Source organism: Neobacillus bataviensis (assembly GCF_019969725.1).
Genome location: NZ_JAHXYW010000008.1, coordinates 48,068 through 69,019, shown reverse-complemented (window position 1 = coordinate 69,019; position 20,952 = coordinate 48,068). Strand labels below are relative to the sequence as shown.

At 41.0% G+C, this 20,952-nt stretch carries 18 protein-coding genes; 16 read left to right on the top strand and 2 right to left on the bottom strand.

Going from position 1 to position 20,952, the window contains the following annotated elements; translation table 11 throughout:
* The first annotated feature begins 50 nt into the window (after positions 1-50).
* Together LC455_RS19605 and LC455_RS19600 are read left to right on the top strand one after the other, a co-directional pair.
* The gene (locus tag LC455_RS19605) at positions 51-875 is read left to right on the top strand and encodes an SGNH/GDSL hydrolase family protein (protein ID WP_223593253.1); all 825 of its coding nucleotides are present in this window, start codon (positions 51-53) and stop codon (positions 873-875) included.
* Between the two features lie 5 nt (positions 876-880).
* Positions 881-1,459 carry a YpmS family protein gene (locus LC455_RS19600; protein WP_223593251.1) on the top strand — a complete coding sequence of 193 codons (579 nt, stop codon included), beginning with the start codon at positions 881-883 and terminating at the stop codon, positions 1,457-1,459.
* A gap of 29 nt (positions 1,460-1,488) precedes the next feature.
* On the opposite strand, the gene LC455_RS19595 is transcribed toward LC455_RS19600, so the two are convergent.
* Positions 1,489-2,235: a DUF4397 domain-containing protein gene (locus LC455_RS19595; RefSeq protein ID WP_223593249.1), complete on the bottom strand. Its 747-nt coding sequence runs from the start codon at positions 2,233-2,235 to the stop codon at positions 1,489-1,491.
* A 332-nt stretch (positions 2,236-2,567) separates the two neighbouring features.
* On the opposite strand from LC455_RS19595, the gene rsgA reads away from it, so the two are divergent.
* The 3 genes from rsgA (at position 2,568) to msrB (ending at position 4,734) form a co-directional block, all read left to right on the top strand.
* Positions 2,568-3,635 (top strand): ribosome small subunit-dependent GTPase A, encoded by a 1,068-nt coding sequence (gene rsgA, locus LC455_RS19590; protein ID WP_223593248.1) that lies wholly within the window; start codon positions 2,568-2,570, stop codon positions 3,633-3,635.
* Between the two features lie 122 nt (positions 3,636-3,757).
* Positions 3,758-4,297, top strand: a complete 540-nt coding sequence (msrA, locus tag LC455_RS19585; protein ID WP_223593247.1) for a peptide-methionine (S)-S-oxide reductase MsrA — start codon at positions 3,758-3,760, stop codon at positions 4,295-4,297.
* Positions 4,294-4,734 (top strand): peptide-methionine (R)-S-oxide reductase MsrB, encoded by a 441-nt coding sequence (gene msrB / locus LC455_RS19580; RefSeq protein WP_223593245.1) that lies wholly within the window; start codon positions 4,294-4,296, stop codon positions 4,732-4,734. The genes msrA and msrB overlap by 4 nt, the downstream gene beginning before the upstream one ends.
* 22 nt (positions 4,735-4,756) lie before the next feature.
* On the opposite strand, the gene LC455_RS19575 is transcribed toward msrB, so the two are convergent.
* Positions 4,757-5,353 carry a DUF502 domain-containing protein gene (locus tag LC455_RS19575; RefSeq protein WP_223593243.1) on the bottom strand — a complete coding sequence of 199 codons (597 nt, stop codon included), beginning with the start codon at positions 5,351-5,353 and terminating at the stop codon, positions 4,757-4,759.
* Positions 5,354-5,480: 127 nt separating this feature from the next.
* Here LC455_RS19575 and LC455_RS19570 point away from each other — a divergent pair, with 127 nt between their 5' ends.
* The 11 genes from LC455_RS19570 to LC455_RS19520 all read left to right on the top strand — a co-directional run bounded on the left by LC455_RS19570 (position 5,481) and on the right by LC455_RS19520 (position 20,920).
* Entirely contained in the window at positions 5,481-5,630 is a 150-nt protein-coding gene (locus tag LC455_RS19570) for a YjcZ family sporulation protein (protein ID WP_223593241.1), read from the top strand.
* 182 nt (positions 5,631-5,812) lie between these two features.
* On the top strand, positions 5,813-7,279 hold the full coding sequence (locus LC455_RS19565) for an NAD(P)/FAD-dependent oxidoreductase (protein ID WP_223593239.1): 1,467 nt from the start codon (positions 5,813-5,815) through the stop codon (positions 7,277-7,279).
* 108 nt (positions 7,280-7,387) lie between these two features.
* Positions 7,388-11,557, top strand: a complete 4,170-nt coding sequence (locus LC455_RS19560) for a tetratricopeptide repeat protein (protein ID WP_223593237.1) — start codon at positions 7,388-7,390, stop codon at positions 11,555-11,557.
* A gap of 133 nt (positions 11,558-11,690) precedes the next feature.
* Positions 11,691-13,046 (top strand): aspartate aminotransferase family protein, encoded by a 1,356-nt coding sequence (locus LC455_RS19555; protein WP_223593235.1) that lies wholly within the window; start codon positions 11,691-11,693, stop codon positions 13,044-13,046.
* The gene (locus LC455_RS19550; protein ID WP_223593234.1) at positions 13,047-13,739 is read left to right on the top strand and encodes a CoA transferase subunit A; all 693 of its coding nucleotides are present in this window, start codon (positions 13,047-13,049) and stop codon (positions 13,737-13,739) included.
* Positions 13,724-14,389, top strand: a complete 666-nt coding sequence (locus LC455_RS19545) for a 3-oxoacid CoA-transferase subunit B (protein ID WP_223593232.1) — start codon at positions 13,724-13,726, stop codon at positions 14,387-14,389. The genes LC455_RS19550 and LC455_RS19545 overlap by 16 nt, the downstream gene beginning before the upstream one ends.
* Before the next feature lie 28 nt (positions 14,390-14,417).
* Positions 14,418-15,686, top strand: a complete 1,269-nt coding sequence (locus LC455_RS19540) for a peptidase (RefSeq protein ID WP_223593230.1) — start codon at positions 14,418-14,420, stop codon at positions 15,684-15,686.
* The gene (gabT, locus tag LC455_RS19535; RefSeq protein WP_223593228.1) at positions 15,679-17,049 is read left to right on the top strand and encodes a 4-aminobutyrate--2-oxoglutarate transaminase; all 1,371 of its coding nucleotides are present in this window, start codon (positions 15,679-15,681) and stop codon (positions 17,047-17,049) included. The genes LC455_RS19540 and gabT overlap by 8 nt, the downstream gene beginning before the upstream one ends.
* 47 nt (positions 17,050-17,096) lie before the next feature.
* On the top strand, positions 17,097-18,533 hold the full coding sequence (locus tag LC455_RS19530; protein WP_223593226.1) for an aldehyde dehydrogenase family protein: 1,437 nt from the start codon (positions 17,097-17,099) through the stop codon (positions 18,531-18,533).
* Positions 18,534-18,607: 74 nt separating this feature from the next.
* The gene (gene ablB / locus LC455_RS19525) at positions 18,608-19,462 is read left to right on the top strand and encodes a putative beta-lysine N-acetyltransferase (RefSeq protein WP_223593224.1); all 855 of its coding nucleotides are present in this window, start codon (positions 18,608-18,610) and stop codon (positions 19,460-19,462) included.
* A gap of 63 nt (positions 19,463-19,525) precedes the next feature.
* Entirely contained in the window at positions 19,526-20,920 is a 1,395-nt protein-coding gene (locus LC455_RS19520; protein ID WP_223593222.1) for a sigma-54 interaction domain-containing protein, read from the top strand.
* Positions 20,921-20,952: the final 32 nt, after the last annotated feature.

Below are 20,952 nucleotides of genomic sequence, written 5' to 3'. Positions count from 1 at the left end.
TTTTCTCATCGTGTTATAATAACAATAATTTAGAAGGAAGGTGAATAAAGATGAAAAAGTTTTTCACCCCTCTAATTCTCTCGGCCTTGTTTTTATCTTCCTGTTCTGGGTCTAATCATTTGACGCTTCATCCGGCTAAGCAAACCGCGGCGGAAGTCTTTGAGCCGGTTCCCGCTGATTTTTTACCACGGAAATTAATGGTACTGTCAGCTGGTGATTCACTAACGCAAGGTGTCGGGGATAGTACAAAGCAAGGTGGTTACCTGCCCTATTTAGACACGTTGCTGGAAAAAGAAAAAGGAATACAAGAAGTGGATTTCTATAATTATGGTGTCAAAGGCAATCGTACTACCCAATTGTTAAAAAGGCTTCAATCACCAGAGATGAAGTCTGTTCTGCAAAAAGCAGATGTGGTGGTCATTACGATTGGCGGAAACGATGTTATGAAAGTGGTTAGGGACAATCTTTCCAACCTGCAGCTTTCTGTTTTTGATAAGGAAAAAGAGACTTATAGGAAGCATTTAACCCAAATTTTCGAAACCATTGTCCATGAAAATCCAAATGCCTCAATTGTGTTAGTCGGATTATATAATCCTTTCACAAAATGGTTTCCTGATATTGAAGAAATGGATACTATTGTATCTGATTGGAATAATGCTGGAAGAACCGTGATATCCAATTACCCCAATGCCTATTTTGTCCCTATTGAAGATGTATTTTTAAATGCGAATGAAAATTTACTGTATACTGATAATTTTCATCCCAATGATAAAGGCTATGAATTGATTGCCGAAAGGTTAAACGATACCTTTGGTGAACAGGTAATCCCAGATCTTGAAAAGAAGCCTTATATGGTTAGTACAGAGGAGAATTAGATTTTATGAAAAATAAATGGAAAATAGGTTTTCTCCTCTTGTTAGGAATTAACCTTCTGTGCGCCATTATCGTGCTGTCACTGATAATGATTCCGCCAGATGAAAAAGAAAACGGAAAATTAAAAGGCCCAAGTGAAGATTATGTCTCCTTCGAGGTCAATTCAAACAAAAACGATTTAAATCGGTTGATCAATCATTATTTGCAGGAGGAAGCTGCCGATTCGAAGATTGATTATCGGGTTGTGTTGGGTGATGAAGTGGAGTTATACGGAATTTTTCCATTTTTTAGTGAAGAAATTAATTTGAAATTAACTTTTGAACCGAAGGCCCTTAAAAATGGGGATTTAGTCTTAAAACAAAAGACGATGTCCATCGGACGATTAAATCTCCCTATTTCCTATGTGCTGAACTTTATTCGTGAAAACTATAAGCTTCCTATGGGAGTAGACATTCGCCCGAATGAAAAAATAGTGTATGTGAACATGCAAAATTTGAAGCTTAAGAGTGATCTCAAAATTAAAGTGAAAAAATTTAATTTAAAAAAGGATGATATCGCCTTTACGATATTAGTTCCCGTGAAATAGGTGCCTTGTGAGGGCACCTTATTTTTTGTTCATTCATCTTTTAAAGTAATATATTGTAGTTCGGGATCTTCCTTTAAGCTGCCAACAAAAACAATCGTGTAGCTTTCATTTACTTTAAACTGGACTTTAGGCATTGGTAAAAGCACCATCCTGCTGCCTGCTTCTCTCACCTCCAGATCTACCGTCATCGGTGTTAGCCCTAAATACTCCGTTGCCTGCTTATAAGATACATTCGGGAAAATCACATCCCGATCCTTAACAGCGATATCAAGTCCCTTGGTATTTTGTGATAAGTGGATAAAGCGGACTTTCGTTTCATTTGTTGGTACTTCAGGGTGATTTTCAAACAATAGGAGACGCATTTTCTTAACAGAGTCAATGGCAGCAAGGGTATAGGATTTACCTGGCTCTACCGCAATTGTTTTGTTTAGGATGCTGTCCACTAAATTTCCGGCGGGATAAATATCAATATGGTATTTCCCGGCTTTTAAGGACTGCGCGTTACTTGCCCTTTTAAATCCAAGTTCTCGGACGACCCGGTGCCCATTAATATAAATATCAACCTCAGGGGAATCATAGGAGGTGTGGACGAAACGGACCATAGCTTCTTCCTTAGAATGATTCCTCATCATGTACAAGGCTTTGTTCATGTATTTCACATGTTTTAAATAGGAATGAATATGAAGGTTTGGGTCATTGTATTTATAAAACTGCGCCAGCATATCATACATCGCGGCCTTTTGAAGATAATCTGAATGTGTTCGTTCTTCAGACATACGATTCAGCTCCCAGCTAGTTAATTACATCCTAATTTATTCATGCTTTACTAGTCAGGTGCCTATCATCATATTCCGCAAAATGGATTTTTTGCATTTTTTATAGACAAATGGATAATTTAAACATATACTAGTATCAAATATGCTGAAAGTGGGTGATGTGCAATGTTAATTGAAGTGAAGAATGTAATCCGTGATTTGAATATTGTTTGCACAGCCCAAAACCAATCCGTTTAGGTATTTATGTCTTTATTTTCGTATGCGAATAAAGCCATGGGCTGTGTGTGCCTATGGTTTTTTGTTTTGGAAAAATATTCGCTGGAGGAATAAAGATGAATTTAGAAACGATTGGTTTAACAGAAACGATTAAAAATCATTTTGAACAATTAAAAGCTAGTGACGAATGTCTTCTGGGGCGGGTTGCACTGGAACATAAACGAATGTACAGAGTATGGACTGAGCAGGGAGAATTATTATGTGAGGTATCCGGAAAGTTCAGTTTTAATGCTCAGTTGAGAGAGGACTATCCTGCTGTTGGCGATTGGGTCAGCTTGAAGCCAAGATTTGCGGAAGGTAAAGGAACGATCCTGGCAATCATGCCGCGAAATAGTAAATTTTCACGAAAATCGGCCGGAGATACGGCGGAGGAACAAATAGTGGCCGCCAATGTGGATACTGTTTTTCTTGTCAATTCTTTAAACGAGGATTTAAATTTACGTAGAATAGAACGTTATCTCTTATTAACATGGGAAAGCGGGGCAAACCCGGTTATCGTATTAAGTAAAGCCGACCTTTGCTCCAATGTAATTGAGAAAGCGGCTGAGGTTGAAGCGATTGCCTTCGGCGGGGTTCCGGTGATTCCCATAAGTGCTGAAGCGATTGAAGGTTTAGAAAAGCTTGAACCTTTTTTGCAGCCAAGAAAAACGATTGCCTTGCTCGGCTCCTCAGGGGTCGGAAAATCGACTTTAACGAATCGATTGCTGGGTGAAGAAAAGCAACAGGTCCAAGAGATACGAACGGGCGATGATAAAGGGCGCCATACGACGACACACCGAGAGCTTGTGTTATTGCCAAATGGCAGTGTATTAATTGATACTCCGGGAATGAGAGAGCTGCAGCTTTGGGAGAGTGCAGATGGCCTCTCAGAAACCTTTTCAGATATTGAAGAATTAGCAGGTTTATGTAAATTTCGTGATTGCCAGCATAAGGATGAACCTGGCTGTGCTGTTGTGCAAGCCATACATGAAGGAACACTTTCTTCCGAACGCCTGTCGAGCTACAACAAGTTGCAAAAAGAGCTTGCGTTTATTGAACGAAAATCAGATAAGCGGGCACAAGCGGAAGTCAGAAAGCAATGGAAGAATATTAATAAGCAAATCAAGCAGCGAAGTAAATATTAAGCGATTTTAAGCCGGACCAGCAATATGACTGATCCGGTCTTTTTTATATCTCAGTCAGGGAATTTTATTTTTGGATTTAGATTTTGTATACTTTTAATCAAAGTAAACAAAGGGGTGGGCACATGGAAAAGACCAACCAAGTAGCTACATTTGCTGGCGGCTGTTTTTGGTGTATGGTGAAACCGTTTGATGAACAGCCGGGCATTAAAAGTGTGATTTCCGGGTATACAGGGGGAACTGTGGCAAATCCGACGTACCAGCAGGTGTGCAGTGACACAACCGGGCATTATGAAGCGGTTCAAATAACCTATGATCCTGAGGTTTTTCCATACGAAAAATTGCTTGAGCTATTTTGGCAGCAAATTGATCCAACCGATCCTGGAGGTCAATTCTACGATCGCGGTCAATCGTATCAGACAGCGATTTTCTACCATGATGAGCAGCAAAAGAGTCTGGCGGAAGAATCCAAACAACAATTGCAGGCAAGCGGCCGCTTCAACAAACCGATTGTGACACCAATTTTACCGGCACAAACCTTTTATCCGGCTGAAGAGTACCACCAGCATTATTATAAGAAAAATCCAGCCCATTACGAACGATATCATTTTGGCTCAGGACGAGCCGGATATATTCAAAGTCACTGGGGAGGGAAACACAAATGAAAAATAAAGATTTGAATCAGTTAAAAAAAGATTTAACACCGATGCAGTTTGAGGTGACACAAAATAATGGGACCGAGCCTCCCTTCCGCAATGAATATTGGAATGAAACACGGGAAGGCATTTATGTCGATATTGTTTCTGGGAAGCCGCTGTTCAGTTCCCTCGATAAGTTCGATGCCGGCTGCGGCTGGCCAAGCTTTACCAAGCCGATGCATGAGGATGAAGTGTCCGAGAAGCAGGATTTCAGCCATTTTATGATTCGCACCGAGGTGAGGAGCAAATCGGCAGATTCCCATTTAGGCCATGTGTTTAATGATGGTCCAAATCCAACAGGATTACGGTACTGTATTAACTCCGCAGCCCTTAAATTTATTCCGAAAGAAAGTTTAGCAGAAGAAGGCTACGGGGAATATTCAAAACTATTTGAAGCAAAATAAAAAGCCGCCAATGCGGTTTTTTTTATGCATTTTTTCCCTTTGTCTTACTTGATGTGGTCATCCCTCCGGATAGGACAAATTTCATCGCATCCTCCGCCTTCACATCAATTACTTCAACCTGTTCCTTTGGAATTAAAAAGGTAAACCCGGCAACTTGAAAGGTTTGCGGAATATAAACCGCTACATAGTCTTTAAGCGGGTCATGAAAGGTTTCCAATTGATCAGATGTAATAAAACCAATGCTTTTCACTTCCGTTCCAGGAAGAGTGACTAGGGCTACCTTTGAAAAAGATTTCTTATCACCTAGAAACGATTGGACGGTGTCTTTAATCACGGAATAAATTGTTTTGACGACGGGGATTTTTTCGAGAAGCTTATCAATTAGTTTAATAATTTTCCCAGTAATATATTTCGTAGACATCCAGCCTAAAAGAGTTATTAATACGATAGTAGTCAGTAAGCCGATTCCAGGTATGTAATCATCTTTAAAAAAAGGCTTAAGCGTATTTCCGAGCAGACTATCTAAAAACATAAAGGTTTTATAAATCACATAGATCACTAGAATGATCGGCACAATCGTTAAAATGCCATTAATAAAATTTTTCAATATCGATTTCATTAATTCACCTGCTTTATTTTCATTGTCTTTCATAATATAGGCGAATGCACATACAGGTCAAGTACCTAGTTCATAAAGTAACAGAGGAAAGAACATTTAGAACAATTTCTCAAGGAGTGATACTTATATGTATTATGGTCATGGATTCGGTTATGATGGCTGCTGCGGTTATCCCGGAGTAGGTTATGGAGGAGTAGGATGCGGGTTTGGAGGCTTTGCCTTAATCGTTGTTCTATTTATCTTGTTAATCATCATTGGCGCAAGCTGGGCTTATTAAAATGTAACAAGGCTGACCTGAGGAGTCAGCCTTAGTTTTTGTTATAACATTCAGACTAATGACCAAAACACGAACGTTATATACATATTATAAGTAATAGTTCGTATTTGTTGTTGACGAATGGGAAAATGCATGCTATATTTACCAATGTTGAGTAAAACGACTTTGGAGGTAATTGGACAATGAATACGAGATATGATGTGATTGTAGTGGGGGCTGGCCCTGCAGGGATCTTCGCCTGCTATGAACTTACACTAAAAATGCCGAACGCAAAGGTTTTATTAGTTGATAAAGGACATGATATTTATCGACGTAATTGCCCAATTTTACAAAAGAAAATTGAAAAGTGTCCGCCGGCTGCAGGGAAAAAGGATTTTGCCGGATGCTTGCCTGCCTGTTCGATTACAAATGGGTTCGGTGGTGCTGGTGCTTATTCGGACGGGAAGTTTAATATCACAAGTGAATTTGGCGGCTGGATGACGGATTATTTGCCAGACTCTCAAGTAGTAGATTTAATTCGCTATGTAGACGAGATTAATTTACAGCACGGGGCTACCAAAAGTATTACTGACCCGTTAACCGAGGAAGTAAAGGATATCGAACGCCGCGGCTTTGCTGCAGGACTTAAGCTGCTGCGTGCCCAGGTTCGCCATTTGGGTACGGAACAGAACCTTGAAATCTTGAAAAGTATTTTTGAATATTTAAAAGATAAGATTGAGATGAAATTTAAAACAGAGGTTGAAGATCTACTTACAGAAAAAAAACCGGACGGTCATGTGGTTAAGGGAATTAAACTAAAAGGCGAGCAAAATATTTACGCTGATAAAGTAATCATCACTCCAGGTAGAGACGGTTCTAAATGGCTTTCCGATATTTTGAAAACTCGCAGATTAAAAATGATTAGCAACCAAGTAGATATTGGTGTCCGTGTGGAAACTTCCAATATTGTTATGCAGGAAATCAATGAGCATTTATATGAAGGAAAATTTGTTTTTAATACATCTGTTGGAACCAGAGTGCGTACGTTCTGCAGCAATCCATCAGGCCATGTCGTGGTTGAAAACCACTCCGGTATCATGCTGGCAAATGGCCATGCCTACAAGGATCCTAAGCTAGGCAGTCCGAATACGAACTTTGCCCTGCTAGTCTCGCACACATTTTCCGATCCGTTTGATAAGCCGAATGAATATGCGCATGAAATTTCCCGCTTGGCAAACAGCCTATCGAATGGCGGATTAATCGTCCAAAAATATGGCGACATCTTAAAGGGCAGAAGATCAACGGAAAAACGGATTAAAGAGGGATTCCTAGAACCAACATTAAAAGAAGCGGTTCCTGGAGACCTTGGATTAGTCCTTCCGTATAACACATTAAAGAGCTTAATTGAAATGACAGAGGCATTGAACCAAGTAACACCTGGTCTTGCATCCGAACATACCTTGTTCTATGGTGTGGAAGCGAAATTCTATTCCGCCAGACCAAAATTAAATGATCGATTTGAAACAGAAATCAGCGGCCTGTATGTTGGCGGCGATGGTGCCGGTATAACAAGGGGGCTTGCCCAGGCAAGCGCCTGCGGCGTCTGGATTGCAAGAGACATAATCGAAAAAACTGCAACAGAACCAAAGAAAGAAACAGTAATGGCTTAAGACCCGCTTTGTAGCGGGTTTTTATTTTTTTCTGGAATTCTCTAGGAATGTCGAGCATTTTTTAATATGCTAGACTAAAAGAAATGGTTTCGAATGCAGAGGTGTAAAATGACGATTATTACTCAACTTAAAGCCCTTTATGAACAAAAACAATTTTATCAGGCCCTTGAGGTATTGAATGGCGAAATTTCTCGTTTGAAATCTTTCCGATACACTGATTTGAAAAAAGAACTTGAAAAAATAGAGTCTGCAGAGGATTTTAATATAATTCTTAAGACTACTGACCATTTTTTAATGTACGACTACAGTGCCTTTATCATCCGGTATGCTTACCGGCGCTTTCAGAATCTGTTAACGGCCTCTTGGTATTGTGAAGAATTATTAGATGGCGGGAGACCCTTGGAGGCAGAAGAAATCATTACACACGTCATAACTGAAAGTAAGGAAGATATTCACGAAAGTGAAAGCCTGGAAAGAGCGTATTTTTCCAAGATTCGTTGTTTACTAGAAATGAAACGCTTCAAGGAGATCGAGCCGTTACTTGAAAAGCTCAAAGAATCATCGAGGCCTATTGAGGATAAGCTTGGGTATATTCATTTGCAAATGGGGAATCGAGACAAGGCAGAGAAATATCTGCAAATGGGCTTAAAGGATCCAGAGCGCGGCCGTTACTGTTACTTACTTTTATCCGATTTATATGCTGCCAATGGCCACCCCATGGAAGCATTAAAACTGATAGAGGAAGGGGAAAAGCAGTACCCAGAAACGCCTGCCTTCTTGCTGGAAAAAGTAAAACGCTATCGAGATCTTGGAAAGCCAAGGGAAATGCTGGAAGTAATAAAGCAATTGAACGATTGCATCCCACTAAATGTCTATCAAAAGTATTTCCGTCATTTGACTGGAAATGCTTACTATCAACTAGAGGATTTTACACGCCTGGAAGCCTTCGTACAAGAGGAACGCTTAAAATCTTCCCTATTTGAACGAAAAAAAGAAGCTGGAGAGTTAATCAAGTTAAAGATAAGGCCCATCGTTCAAAAGAGCAATTATTGCGTCCCGGCCAGTTTAGAAATGATCCTGAATTCTTACGGGATGAAAATCACGCAGGATGAAATTGCCACCCATATTTTTGATTTTACAGGCTCCAGATTGTCGACCACAGTTGCCTATCTTGAAGAGCTTGGCTTTTCCTGCCGATATTTTGTTGGAAATAAAGAGCGGTATGTACAGTTATTAAAGAAGGGCATTCCTATCCTTTTGAGTGTTGATTTTGAACATTCATCCCATGTACAAGTAATGACGGGCTATGACAGCCGCTTTGACTTTTATCATATACAGGACCCAAACATGCTGGAAGGGCTGTATGTTTCGAGCGAAGAGCTTCAAAAAGCCAATCGCGCAACCAGTTATATGTCAATTGTTGCGGTGCCTAATGAAAGAGCTGAGGAGATAGCCTTTCTTTCCCTTGAAGAGGACTCCTATTTCCGGACACTTCATGATTTCGGTGAAAAAATGGAGGAGGATGAAAATAGATACAAAGGCTTATTTTTTCAATTTTTGCAAGAAAATATTGAAATTCCGTACACGCCTATATATGTCGTAAAGCATTTTTCCTTTGATGAATATGGAGATTTTATCATTGCATGTGCAGAAAGGATTTTACTTGAATATCCGGAGAGTGATTTCTTTAATCTCCATGTTTCACAGGCCTATTTAAGATTGTCAAAAATGGAACTTTCCGAGCGTCAGCTTACCAAAACGACCCGGAAAACATTTAGTACCTTATATCATTTTTTAAAGGGCAGAATTTCACTCTATTTTGACCAACACGAAGAAGCCTCCCGTTACTTCAGGAACTCGCTGCAACTTGACCCTGATCAATATTATACTTGGAGCTATCTAGCACTTTCCTATCTATATCAAAAGGATATTGTTCAAGCCGAGTTATTTTCAAAGATTAGTATGATGCTTGCTCCAGACGACCGCTTTATCCGATTGAACCATGCAGCAGTCTTAATGGAAAAGAACGAGAATGAAAATGCCCGGATGCTATATAATGCGCTCATCAAAGACGAACCAAAGGATGCCCATGCCTGGTACGAGAGAGCACGTCTAGATCAAAAATTAGGAAAACACCGGAAAGCCTTAAGAGGGTACCTAATGTCTATGAAATTAGACAATGAAGCCCCTTATGCCCATCTTGCTGCCGCCGACTTGTTTGAGCTGGAATTTGATCAGTTGGAAAAGGCGGAGGAAATACTATTATCTGGAATACAATCGGCAAAATCCTCTCAAGTATATGTCCGGCTGGGGGAATTATATAAGGACCAAAAAGAATGGTCAAAAGCAATCAATATTTATCAAACTTGTATAAGTTTATTTCCTGATGAGCGATTTGCTTATTTAGGAATGGCAGAATCGATGGCAAGTGATGACCATAAAGAAGAAGCTGTTCAATATTTAAAAAAGCATGCAGCACGTTTTGAAAAAGATAGTGAATTTTTAATTAACTGTGGCAGGATATTTGCTGACTGGGCAAAAGAGGAGGAGGATCTTCCGTTATTAGAGGATGGGTTAAAGCTTTTTGAAGACGGAATGGATTTTATTCACTCCAATCTGTATGATGCATTAGAACTCTATGTGGGATTGGTGGAAGAAACACCCTTCGTCGACCGGGCGATAGAATTCCTCTCTGAAAAATCAGCCCAACATCCTAATAGTATTGAATTTAAATGTTTTCAAGGGACTTTATATGAAGAAAAGCAACAATATGCTCAAGCTATTGATGCGTACAAATCCGCTTTAAAAGTTAGAGCAGATTCCTTTCCTTATTACCGTATGGGTGCGGTTTACTTTAACCTGAATCAGCTTGATTTTGCAAAGGATGCCTTTAAAAAGTGTTTAGAGCTGGATGCAAAAGTCGACCATGCCTATCTGAAGCTTGCGGAAATAGCATTATACCAGGATAAGCGGGAAGAAGAGGCAGACTTTTTACTTCGTCTTTTGGAAATTGCCCCGATCAATGTAAATGTGGAATACTTGACCTCGATTATGGATGAGGAAGGATTGCATAATTTATTAAACAAGCTTGAAAATTTGCAAGGCTCGTTCCCGGAGGTTTGGAGACTCGACATGCTTGCCTACACACACGGAGCGCTTGGAAATATAAAAGCAGAAGAGAGTACATTAAAGGAAGCATTGGAAATTGAACCTGAACAACCAGAACTACTTCACCACCAAGCCAAACTGTTAATTAAACAGAAAAAGTGGGAAAAGGGTTCTTTACGACTTAAACATCTTTTAAATAAGTATAACGAAGATGAAGATTTATTTAAAACGCTTATCCAATTTACCGCTGCTTCTAATCGTTGGGCGGCCCTTGAGGATTTCCTTCATCAATTCAAAGGAACGAGCGAAGAAAAGGCTTCTATGTTCCTGTTAGCTGGTGAAGCTGTTGAGGAGCATTTCAGGGAAGCTGACTGGTTGGACGAGGATGAAGGGAATGTATTTACTCGGTTTGTCCGAAAGCTGAAAAATCGATTTAAACAAATGAGAATTTTTGGTACAGCAATCGAGTTGTACGAAACGGCTATTAAATTGGCTCCTGACAATCTGAATCTAGTAAGCCGATTTGCTAAGTTTTATGAGGATTTTGATTTAATGGATGACTCTATTAAGGTATTGCAGAAAGCTTTAACCGCTGCATGGGATGATAAGATTGCCTATCAATTAGGCATGATTTATTTGGATTCCAAGGACTATCAAGCGGCATTGCCATTGTTTGAAAAATGTTTGCAGCAGGATCCTGAAAATTCCCACGTTCAAGCAGTTTCTGCCTATATTATTGGTGAACAAGGAGACATAGCAGAGGCTGAAAAAAGAATGAAACAGGTAATTGCTGATAATCCATTTGAAAATCATGCCCATTCCCATTTAGGCCGATGGTTAAATAAACAAGGCAAATATGCTGAGGCTAAAGAACTGCTTGAAAAAGGAATGGAAATTCATCCCTTCGACTCCTCCATTAAATTGCAGCTAAGTATTACGTTGAGTTATTTAAATGAAAATGAAGTAGCATTAGACATGATTAATCGGGTTATAGAAGTAGAAGATGAAAACTTACTTGCTCATTACAATAAGGCTTGTTATTTAGCGTTACTCAACCGTACCTTTGAAGCACAGCAAGTGCTTGATTTTGTATTCGAAAATGAAGAGACAGACTATTTCCGCCAGTTAGCGGAACAGGATGAAGATTTAGTTAAGTTAAAAATAGGATGAAGCAGACACCAAGGAGTGTCTGTTTTTTTTATTCCCAATAACGATTTCTAAATAAGATGAAAGAAACAAATAGATGTTTCATACAATTTCTATGAGGCCTGACTTATTTTAAGAAGAAAGTGGTGTCCGCCCCATGGTGCGTTCTTTTTTAATTAAACCAATGCTTGATGAAACATACCCAGTGATTGATTATGGCAAAGGGGTCTATTTATTTGATAAAGAAGGGAAAAAATATTTGGATGCTTCGTCTGGTGCTGTCACAGCTAATATTGGCCACGGAGTAAGAGAAATTATTGACGCGATGAATGAGCAGGCCAATAAAGTTTCCTTTGTCTATCGTTCGCAATTTACCAGTGAAGCGGCCGAAAAGCTGGCTGAAAAAATTGCTGAACTAACTCCAGAAGGGCTTAATTGGAGCTTTTTTGTCAACAGCGGCTCCGAAGCGACCGAGACAGCTATGAAAATGGCCATCCAATATTGGCAGGAAAAAGGAATTCAAACCAAAACAAAAATATTATCCCGCTGGGTCAGTTACCATGGAATCACACTTGGAGCCCTTTCGATGTCGGGGCATACAGGAAGAAGAGCAAGATTTGTTCCCCTCTTAGAAGAATTTCCCGTCATCCACCCTCCCTACTGTTACCGCTGCCCTTACAACCTAGAGGCACCTTCCTGTAATTATTTATGTGCCCGCGAACTAGATACTGCCATTTCACGAATAGGAGCAGACAAAATTGCTGCTTTCATTGCTGAACCTGTGATTGGTGCAGCAGGCGGAGCCATCGCGCCGCCAAAGGATTATTTCAAACAGATAAAAGAAATATGTGAAGCCCATGATATTCTCTTTATCGCTGATGAGGTGATGACAGGGTTTGGACGTACCGGGACGATGCTCGCCTGTGAGCAATGGGGAGTTACGCCGGATATTGTTGCTTTAGGGAAAGGAATGGGGGCGGGCTACGCACCAATAGCAGCAGCCGTTGCCAGTGAAAAGGTAATGGAGCCGATTTTAGCAGGGTCCAAATCCGTGATGAGCGGTCATACCTTAAGCGCTAACCCGCAAACATGCGCCGTTTCCTTTGCTGTTCTGGAATATTTGGAAAAAAACGAGATTTTAAAAGAGGTAGATTGTAAGAGTACTTATTTAAAAAATCAGCTCGAAAAATTAAAAGGCCAATTTTCATTTATTGGAGACATTCGAGGTAAAGGATTGCTGATGGGAATAGAATTTGTTGAAGAAGAAAGCGCGAAAACTCCTTTTCCAAGAAGTGCACAAGTCACACAAAAAATTGTAGCCCTTGCCAAAGAAAAAGGGCTGCTCATCTATCCTGCAGGAGCGGGAATCGACGGTGTAAACGGTGATGCCATCATCGTGTCCCCGCCATTAACAATCTCAAAAAGGGAAATCGAGGAACTTGCTGCACTATTAAAAGAAACATTTGAAGCATTTTCAAAGCAATTGAATCTAGGAATGGCTGGTGAAGCGTAAATGGATAATCCATTCGGTAAAATTACGGCGCTTGAGAATGTTATGGAATTATTCCATGACGGCATGACGTTGATGTTTGGAGGTTTTGGCGGGGTGGGATCGCCGCCGACCTTAATAGATGGAATACTGGAAAAAGGAGTTACTAACCTTACCTTAATTGGGAACGATACAGGATTCCCGACTATAGGAATCGGCAAGTTGGTCAAAGCGGAGAGAGCCAAAAAAGTAATAGCCTCTCATATCGGTTCAAACCCATTTGCTGGCCAGCAAATGCACGAGGGAAAGCTTGTGGTTGAGTTTTCACCACAAGGAATCTTAGCCGAGAGAATCCGTGCCGGGGGCGTAGGTCTGCCGGCAATCCTTTCCGATATTGGCATGGATAATGAGATTGTGGCAAAGAATAAACCTCTTTTCTCACTAAATGGAAAAAACTATCTTGTTGAAACAGCCTTAACTGCAGAGGTTTCAATCGTGTTTGCGAAAAAAGCAGATGAGTACGGGAATTTGATTTATGACAAAAGTGCCCGTAACACTAATCCACTTGTCGCAATGGCAGGGGACATTACGATTGCGGAAGTCGAAGAAATTGTTCCGTTGGGCAGCCTGGCCCCGGATGAAATTATTACCCCGGGAGTGTTCGTCAATTATGTCATTCCGTCGAAGGGAGTGAATTGGAAATGGGCATGGGAGTAGATATTCGAAATCAAATGGCGAGAAGGGCATCTGAGGAAATTCAAAATGGAATGGTCGTGAATCTTGGAATCGGCATCCCCTCTCTTGTCCCCAACCATCTATCTGAAGAAACAAAGGTGATGTTTCATGCTGAAAACGGGATAACTGGCATGGGACCAAGTCCGAATAAGGGTGAAGAGGATGAAAATTTATGCAATGCTGGAGGATTTCCTGTCACCCTCACTTGCGGAGGTTCCTACACAGATAGTGCCATTGCTTTTGGGATGATCCGCAGAGGCAAAGTTGATATTACCATTTTAGGTTCCCTACAAGTCAGCCAAAATGGCGACTTAGCGAATTGGATTGTACCGGGAAAAAAGGTTCCAGGAATGGGAGGGGCGATGGAACTCGCTCAAAAAGCCAAAAAAGTCATTGTGGTCATGAATCATAGTGATAAAAATGGCAGTCCTAAAATTGTTCCAATCTGTACTCTGCCTTTGACCTCATCCAAGTGTGTTGATCTGATTATTACGGAAATGGCCGTTTTCAAAGTAACGGAAGAAGGGCTGCTTCTGACCGAATTATTTGCGCCATATAGTATAGAAAATGTCGTCACGAAGACCGGTTGTGAATTTAACATAAGTGAAAATATACGTAGAATACCATACTAGCAAAATTTGGGCAAAAGGAGTGAATCACATGGAAAAAAATAAAGTCCGTATTAAGCAGTGGCTTAAGGAAAATCGCGCCAGGGGAGCACGATTGTTACAAATCCTTGTTCAAGAGGATAGTACAAGAGGAAATGAAAGCGGGACCCAGGCAATAGTAATCGAAAAATGCCGTCAACTTGGTTTAACACTAGATATTTGGGAGATTGGCGGCGACGAGTTGAAGAAACATCCTGCCTATTGTTGTGACCGGGAAAGTTTCGAAGGAAATCCTAATTTAGTTGCCGTTCTAAAAGGTTCCGGTGGAGGCAAATCTATCATTCTGAATGGGCATATTGATGTAGTGCCGGTAGGAGATGTAAACAACTGGAAGCAGGATCCTTTTAGCGGAACGATAGAGTGCGGCAAGCTTTATGGAAGAGGAGCAACCGATATGAAAGGCGGGAATGTTGCTCTTATTATGGCAATAGAATCGTTAATTGCAAATGAAATAAAGTTAAAGGGTGATGTTATTTTTCAAAGTGTCATTGAGGAGGAAAGCGGCGGGGCCGGTACACTTGCTGCCGTACTCCGCGGATATCAGGCAGACGGGGCAATCATTCCGGAACCGACAAATATGAAAATCTTCCCAAAACAACAAGGGTCGATGTGGTTCAGAATTACCGTTAAGGGAAGGGCTGCACATGGGGGGACCAGATATGAAGGTGTCAGCGCCATCGAAAAATCCCTCATCGTTATTCAAAGATTACAACAATTAGAGAAAGATAGAAATGCCAGGATATCCGATCCCCTATTCGAAAAAATTCCGATTCCGATTCCGATTAATATTGGAAAAATCAAAAGTGGTGAGTGGCCCTCTTCCGTCCCTGACACCGCAATCATCGAAGGAAGAATGGGAGTGTCTCCCGAAGAAACGATTCAAACTGCCCAATTAGAAATGGAAACTTGTTTGCAACAATTAAACGAGAAGGATGAATGGTTCAGCCAGAATCCATTGCAAATTGAGTGGTTTGGCGGCAGATGGCTGCCAGGAAGCCTTGAGAGTGAGCATCCTTTGATAAAAGAGCTTACAAAGAGTTTCATAGAAGTAAAAGGAAATCAGCCAGCCGTAGAGGCAAGTCCATGGGGAACGGATGGAGGAATCCTTTCTAATGTAGGGAATACTCCAGTAGTTGTCTTCGGGCCGGGAATTACGGAGACAGCACATGATGCCAACGAACATATTAATTTAGAGGATCTGTTTGCTGCTAGTGAGATTATTGCCTTTACTTTATTGGAATGGTGTGAAGTGGATGAGTAACAATAAGGAAACAAAAAAAAGTTCCATTCAATTGAAAACAAGAATTCCAGGTCCTAAAGCAATTGAACTGTTAGCAAGGAAAGAACACAATGTCCCAAAAGGACCCTTTAATACAATCCCAACCTTTGCAGTAAAAGGGGAAGGAGCGTTAATTACGGATGTTGATGGCAACACCTTTATTGATTTTGCCGGTGCAATTGGCTCGTTAAATGTCGGTCATTGTCCGCCAATGATCGTTGAGGCACTGCACCGCCAGATTGATGCCTATCTTCACCCGTGCTTTCACGTTATGATGTATGAACCCTATATTGAGCTCGCTGAAACCTTAAACCGAATTACTCCCGGGAATCATAAAAAGAAAACCTTCTTTTTAAACAGCGGGGCAGAGGCTGTTGAAAATGCCGTAAAAATAGCTCGAAAATATACCGGAAGGAAAGCGATAATCTCATTTGAAAGAGGCTTTCACGGACGAACCTATATGGCGATGTCCTTAACAAGCAAGGTCAAGCCATATAAATATGAGTTTGGTCCTTTTGCGCCTGAGACCTATAAGTGGCCATACCCTTATTATTATCGCTCAGAATTTGACTCCCCGGAACAGTTAGATGCTGCACTTCTCCAGCGATTTGAAACCTTTTTCCAAAGTGAAGTTCCTCCAGAAGAAGTAGCTGCGGTGATTATGGAACCGGTACAAGGTGAAGGGGGATTTGTCTTTCCTTCGAAAGGCTTTGTGAAAGGTGTCAAAGCTCTATGTGAAAAGCATGGGATTTTGTTTATTGCCGATGAGATTCAAACTGGATTTGGCCGTACTGGAAAAATGTTTGCCATCGAGCATTTTGATGTTGTTCCAGATCTTTTAACGATGTCTAAATCAATCGCGGCAGGATTGCCGATTAGTGCTGTGACAGGCCGCGCTGAAATTATGGATTCTCCTAACACAGGAGAAATTGGCGGAACATATGGCGGCAGCCCTCTTGGCTGCGTTGCCGGACTTGAAGTGGTGAAAACCATCGAGGAAGGAGGCTTGTTAAGCCGGGCCGAAAACATCGGCAAAGCTTTCCAAAACCGCTTTGAAAAAATCAAAACCCAATATTCGCAAATTGGTGAAGTTCGTCATCTCGGCGCAATGTGTGCCATCGAATTTGTAACGGATTCCGAATCCAAATCACCTAATAAAGACCTTGTTCAGGAAATCATTAAAACCGCCCATCAAAATGGACTTATTATCATGACAGCGGGACTATATGGCAATGTCATTCGCTTATTAACTCCACTTGTGATAACAGATGAACAGCTGGATGAGGGAATGGAAGTGTTAGAGAAAGCCATTCATCTTTGTTGTCAAAAAGGTAAGTTAATTTAATCTACTTTCTTTCAAATAGATTGCTATATTAGTGGTAAAGCAAGGGAATGGAGGATAATATTTTGAAACAATCACTATGGATTGGCGGAGAATACCGTCCTGCAGCAGCCTATACGGGATTAAACAACCCTTATAATCTTGAGCATATTGCGGATATCGCAGTTGCCGGAAAGGACGATGTTCTGGATGCAATCGCGTCGGCAGATCAGGCTTCAGCAAAATTAGCAGTGCTGCCGGCATATGTCAGGGCGGAAATTTTAGAAAAAGTAGCAGGTTTTCTAAAGGAAGAAAGAGAAGAATGTGCGAAGATCATTTCTCAAGAAGCAGCAAAACCGCTTAAAGTTGCCCGGGCCGAGGTAGACCGGACAATCATGACCTATACCTTCGCTTCCCATGAAGCAAGAAGAATCCATGGAGAAACAGTTCCGATGGATGCAGCTCCAGGCGGGGAAGGAAGGCTTGCTTTTACGGTTAGAGAGCCTATTGGTGTCATCGCAGCGATTACGCCATTCAATTTCCCTATGAATCTCGTTGCTCATAAAGTAGGACCAGCGATTGCCGCAGGAAATCCTGTGGTGTTAAAGCCGGCGAGCCAAACCCCGTTATCGGCTTATAAGATTGCTGAATTTTTTCACCGGGCAGGTTTGCCGAAGGGTGCCTTAAACGTGGTAACCGGAAGCGGACGCAGTGTCGGCGATATATTAATGAAAGACGACAGAATTAAGATGATCACCTTTACGGGAAGCCCTGAGGTTGGCAGATATATCCGGGAAAACTCCGGCTTAAAGCGAGTAACCCTGGAATTAGGTTCAAACTCTGCCGTAATTGTCGACGAAGGGGTCAACCTTGAAAAGATTATCCCTAGGATTATCACAGGTGCGTTTTCCTACCAGGGGCAGGTATGTATTAGCATTCAGCGGATTTTTGTTCATGAAAATCTATTGGAACCATTTACGGAGCAGTTCGTAGAAGAAGTGAAAAAACTAAAAATCGGGAATCCCTTGGATGAAGAAACAGATATCTCTGCATTGATTTCAAGGGGAGATGTTCAGCGTACGAAAGAGTGGGTAGAAGAAGCAGTTGCAAGCGGTGCAGGGATAAAAATTGGCGGCAGCATTACGGATGGAATTTATCAGCCAACCGTTTTGGTCGATGTAGACACCAGCGAAAAGGTTTCTTGTGAAGAAATTTTTGCTCCGGTCGTCCATATTAATCGGTTTAAAACAATGGATGAGGCCATTGAGATGGTCAATGACTCAAAATATGGCCTGCAGGCAGGGATTTTTACGAATGACATCCATTATGGACTTCAGGCGGCGAAAAGATTAGAAGTTGGCGGCGTAATGATTAATGATATTCCTACGTTCCGCGTTGATCAAATGCCCTACGGCGGGGTGAAGTTAAGCGGCATGGGACGAGAAGGAATCAAATACGCCGTCGAGGAAATGACCGAATTAAAATTAATTAGCTTTAAGATGGAATAACATCACGATGTCTGGCTTAATTCTAGGCCAGACTTTTTTTCAAATAGCTTCATGGTGTTTAAGGAGGGGATCGAATGAATCAAACATCAGAAACGATTTATGTGGAGGACAGTCGCTTTTTCCTGGAGGTCTATTTGGACCCCTTTAATAAACGAATTCGTGTGGATGATTATCGGGGGAATTTGAACCTGTTATTAGAAAAAACAGAGGAGCTTGTTAAAAAGCACCAAGCAGAAAAGCTAATATTTAAGGCTCGTACAGAAGATTCACTGAAATTACTCGAACATGCACTCCAGCCTGAAGCTGTCGTTGATCGTTATTTTCTTGGTTCCGATGCTCATTTTTTTTCAAAGTTTTATACACAAGAAAGAAAGAAAAACGACCATTGGATTACAGAAGACGGGATGGTCCACAGTATTTATCAATTAGATACATCGGTCGAAAAAGCGTTTCCTCCCAAAGAATATGAACTGAAAAAGACAGACGAAAGATATGCAGTAGAGCTAGCCGCCCTGTATGGCCAAGTGTTTCAAATCTATCCCACTCCGATGAATGATCCGGAATATATTAAAAAGACCATGAAGGATGGAACGATTTATTATGCATTTTTTTACCAGAGTAAAATAGTCAGTGCTGCCTCTGCTGAAATCAATGGGTTTTATAAAAATGCGGAATTAACAGATTGTGCGACCCTGACAGAACATCGGAAGTATGGATTAATGAAGCTAATTCTTAAAGAGCTTGAGGCTGAATTGAAAAGAAAAGGAATCTTTTGTGCCTACTCGATAGCAAGATCTTTATCCTTTGGCATGAATGCTGTTTTATACCAGCTTGGGTATTCCTATAGGGGAAGGTTAATGAATAATTGCTATATCTATGACAAATTAGAAAATATGAATATGTGGGTAAAGAATCTGGCAAACTGCTAAATTTTCGGCTCAAGTATGACCATTTTTCGGCACCTTATCCTACCAGAAAGGCAGGTGAAATAAATGGCCCAATTAACCGCTTTAACGCAAGAAGTTCTAAGCGCCATATTAAAAAGTATTGATGAAGGAATCCATGTGGTCAATACAGAAGGAAAAACGATTTATTATAACGAAGTGGCAGCAAGACATGATGGGATGACAGTAAAGGAAGTATTGGGGAAGCATTTATTTGATTCCTTTCCTTCCCTTTCAGAAGAATCCAGTACCTTGTTAAAGGTCATAAAAACAGGAAAGCCAATTTACAATCAAACCCAGGTTTATATGAATTTGCATGGCACTAGAATTGATACCATGAATACGACACTGCCTATCTTTTTAGGCGAAGAAATCATCGGTGCCGTTGAAATCGCTAAAGATTATTCGCGAATGAAGCTGTTTGCAGAAAGATTACTAGACCTGCAAAAAGGGTTAAATAGAAGCAACAGGAAAAAGTCTGGCAGGCAGGTCAGGTATACCCTTAGGGATTTAATGACGGTAAATTCCAGCTTCAACAGCTTAAAGGAGGAAGCGAAAAAATTAGCAAAATCGGATTCTCCCATTCTTGTTTATGGGGAAAGCGGCACTGGAAAAGAACTGTTTGTTCAGGGCCTCCACTGTGAGTCACTGCGCTCTGAAGGTCCATTTATAGCGCAAAATTGTGCAGCAATTCCCGAAACCCTGCTTGAAAGCATTCTTTTTGGTACAGCTAAAGGAAGCTATACTGGGGCAGTTGACCGAAAAGGCTTATTTGAGCTGGCAGATGGGGGCACTCTTTTTCTAGACGAGTTACATACTATGCCGATTGAACTGCAGGCGAAGCTGCTTAGAGTGTTAGAGGATGGAATGGTTAGAAGGGTCGGGAGCTCGGAAAACATACTTGTGGATGTTCGCGTCATCGCCGCGATGAATGTACATCCAAATGAAGCACTTCAAGACCAGAAGCTTAGGTCTGACCTCTATTACCGATTAAATGTGTTCACCTTTTCCCTGCTGCCGTTAAGGGATCGAAAAGAAGATATTTTGTTTTTAACAGAACACTTTATTAAGGAATTCAACGTTAAATTGACAAAAAACATAAAGGGCATTAAAAATTCGTGTAAATCCTTATTTCTCGAGTATCAATGGCCAGGGAATGTACGCGAGTTAAAGCATACGATTGAATACATGATGAATATCTCTGAAGCGGAATACCTAAGGGTCGAGGATTTGCCGATAATGTTGAAGCATCTTTCAGCATCGCCGCAAAGTAGTATGGATTCAACTGTAGAGCTTTCACTAAGGAAAAATATTGAAAAGTTAGAGAAACGATTAATTAAAAATGCATTAGAGTTAAGTGCTGGAAATATCAATCAAGCCTCCAAACTATTAGAGATCCCAAGACAAACGTTACAATATAAAATTAAAAAAATACTAGACTGAGGCGCCGAATTTTCGGCGCCTTTTTGTTCCTC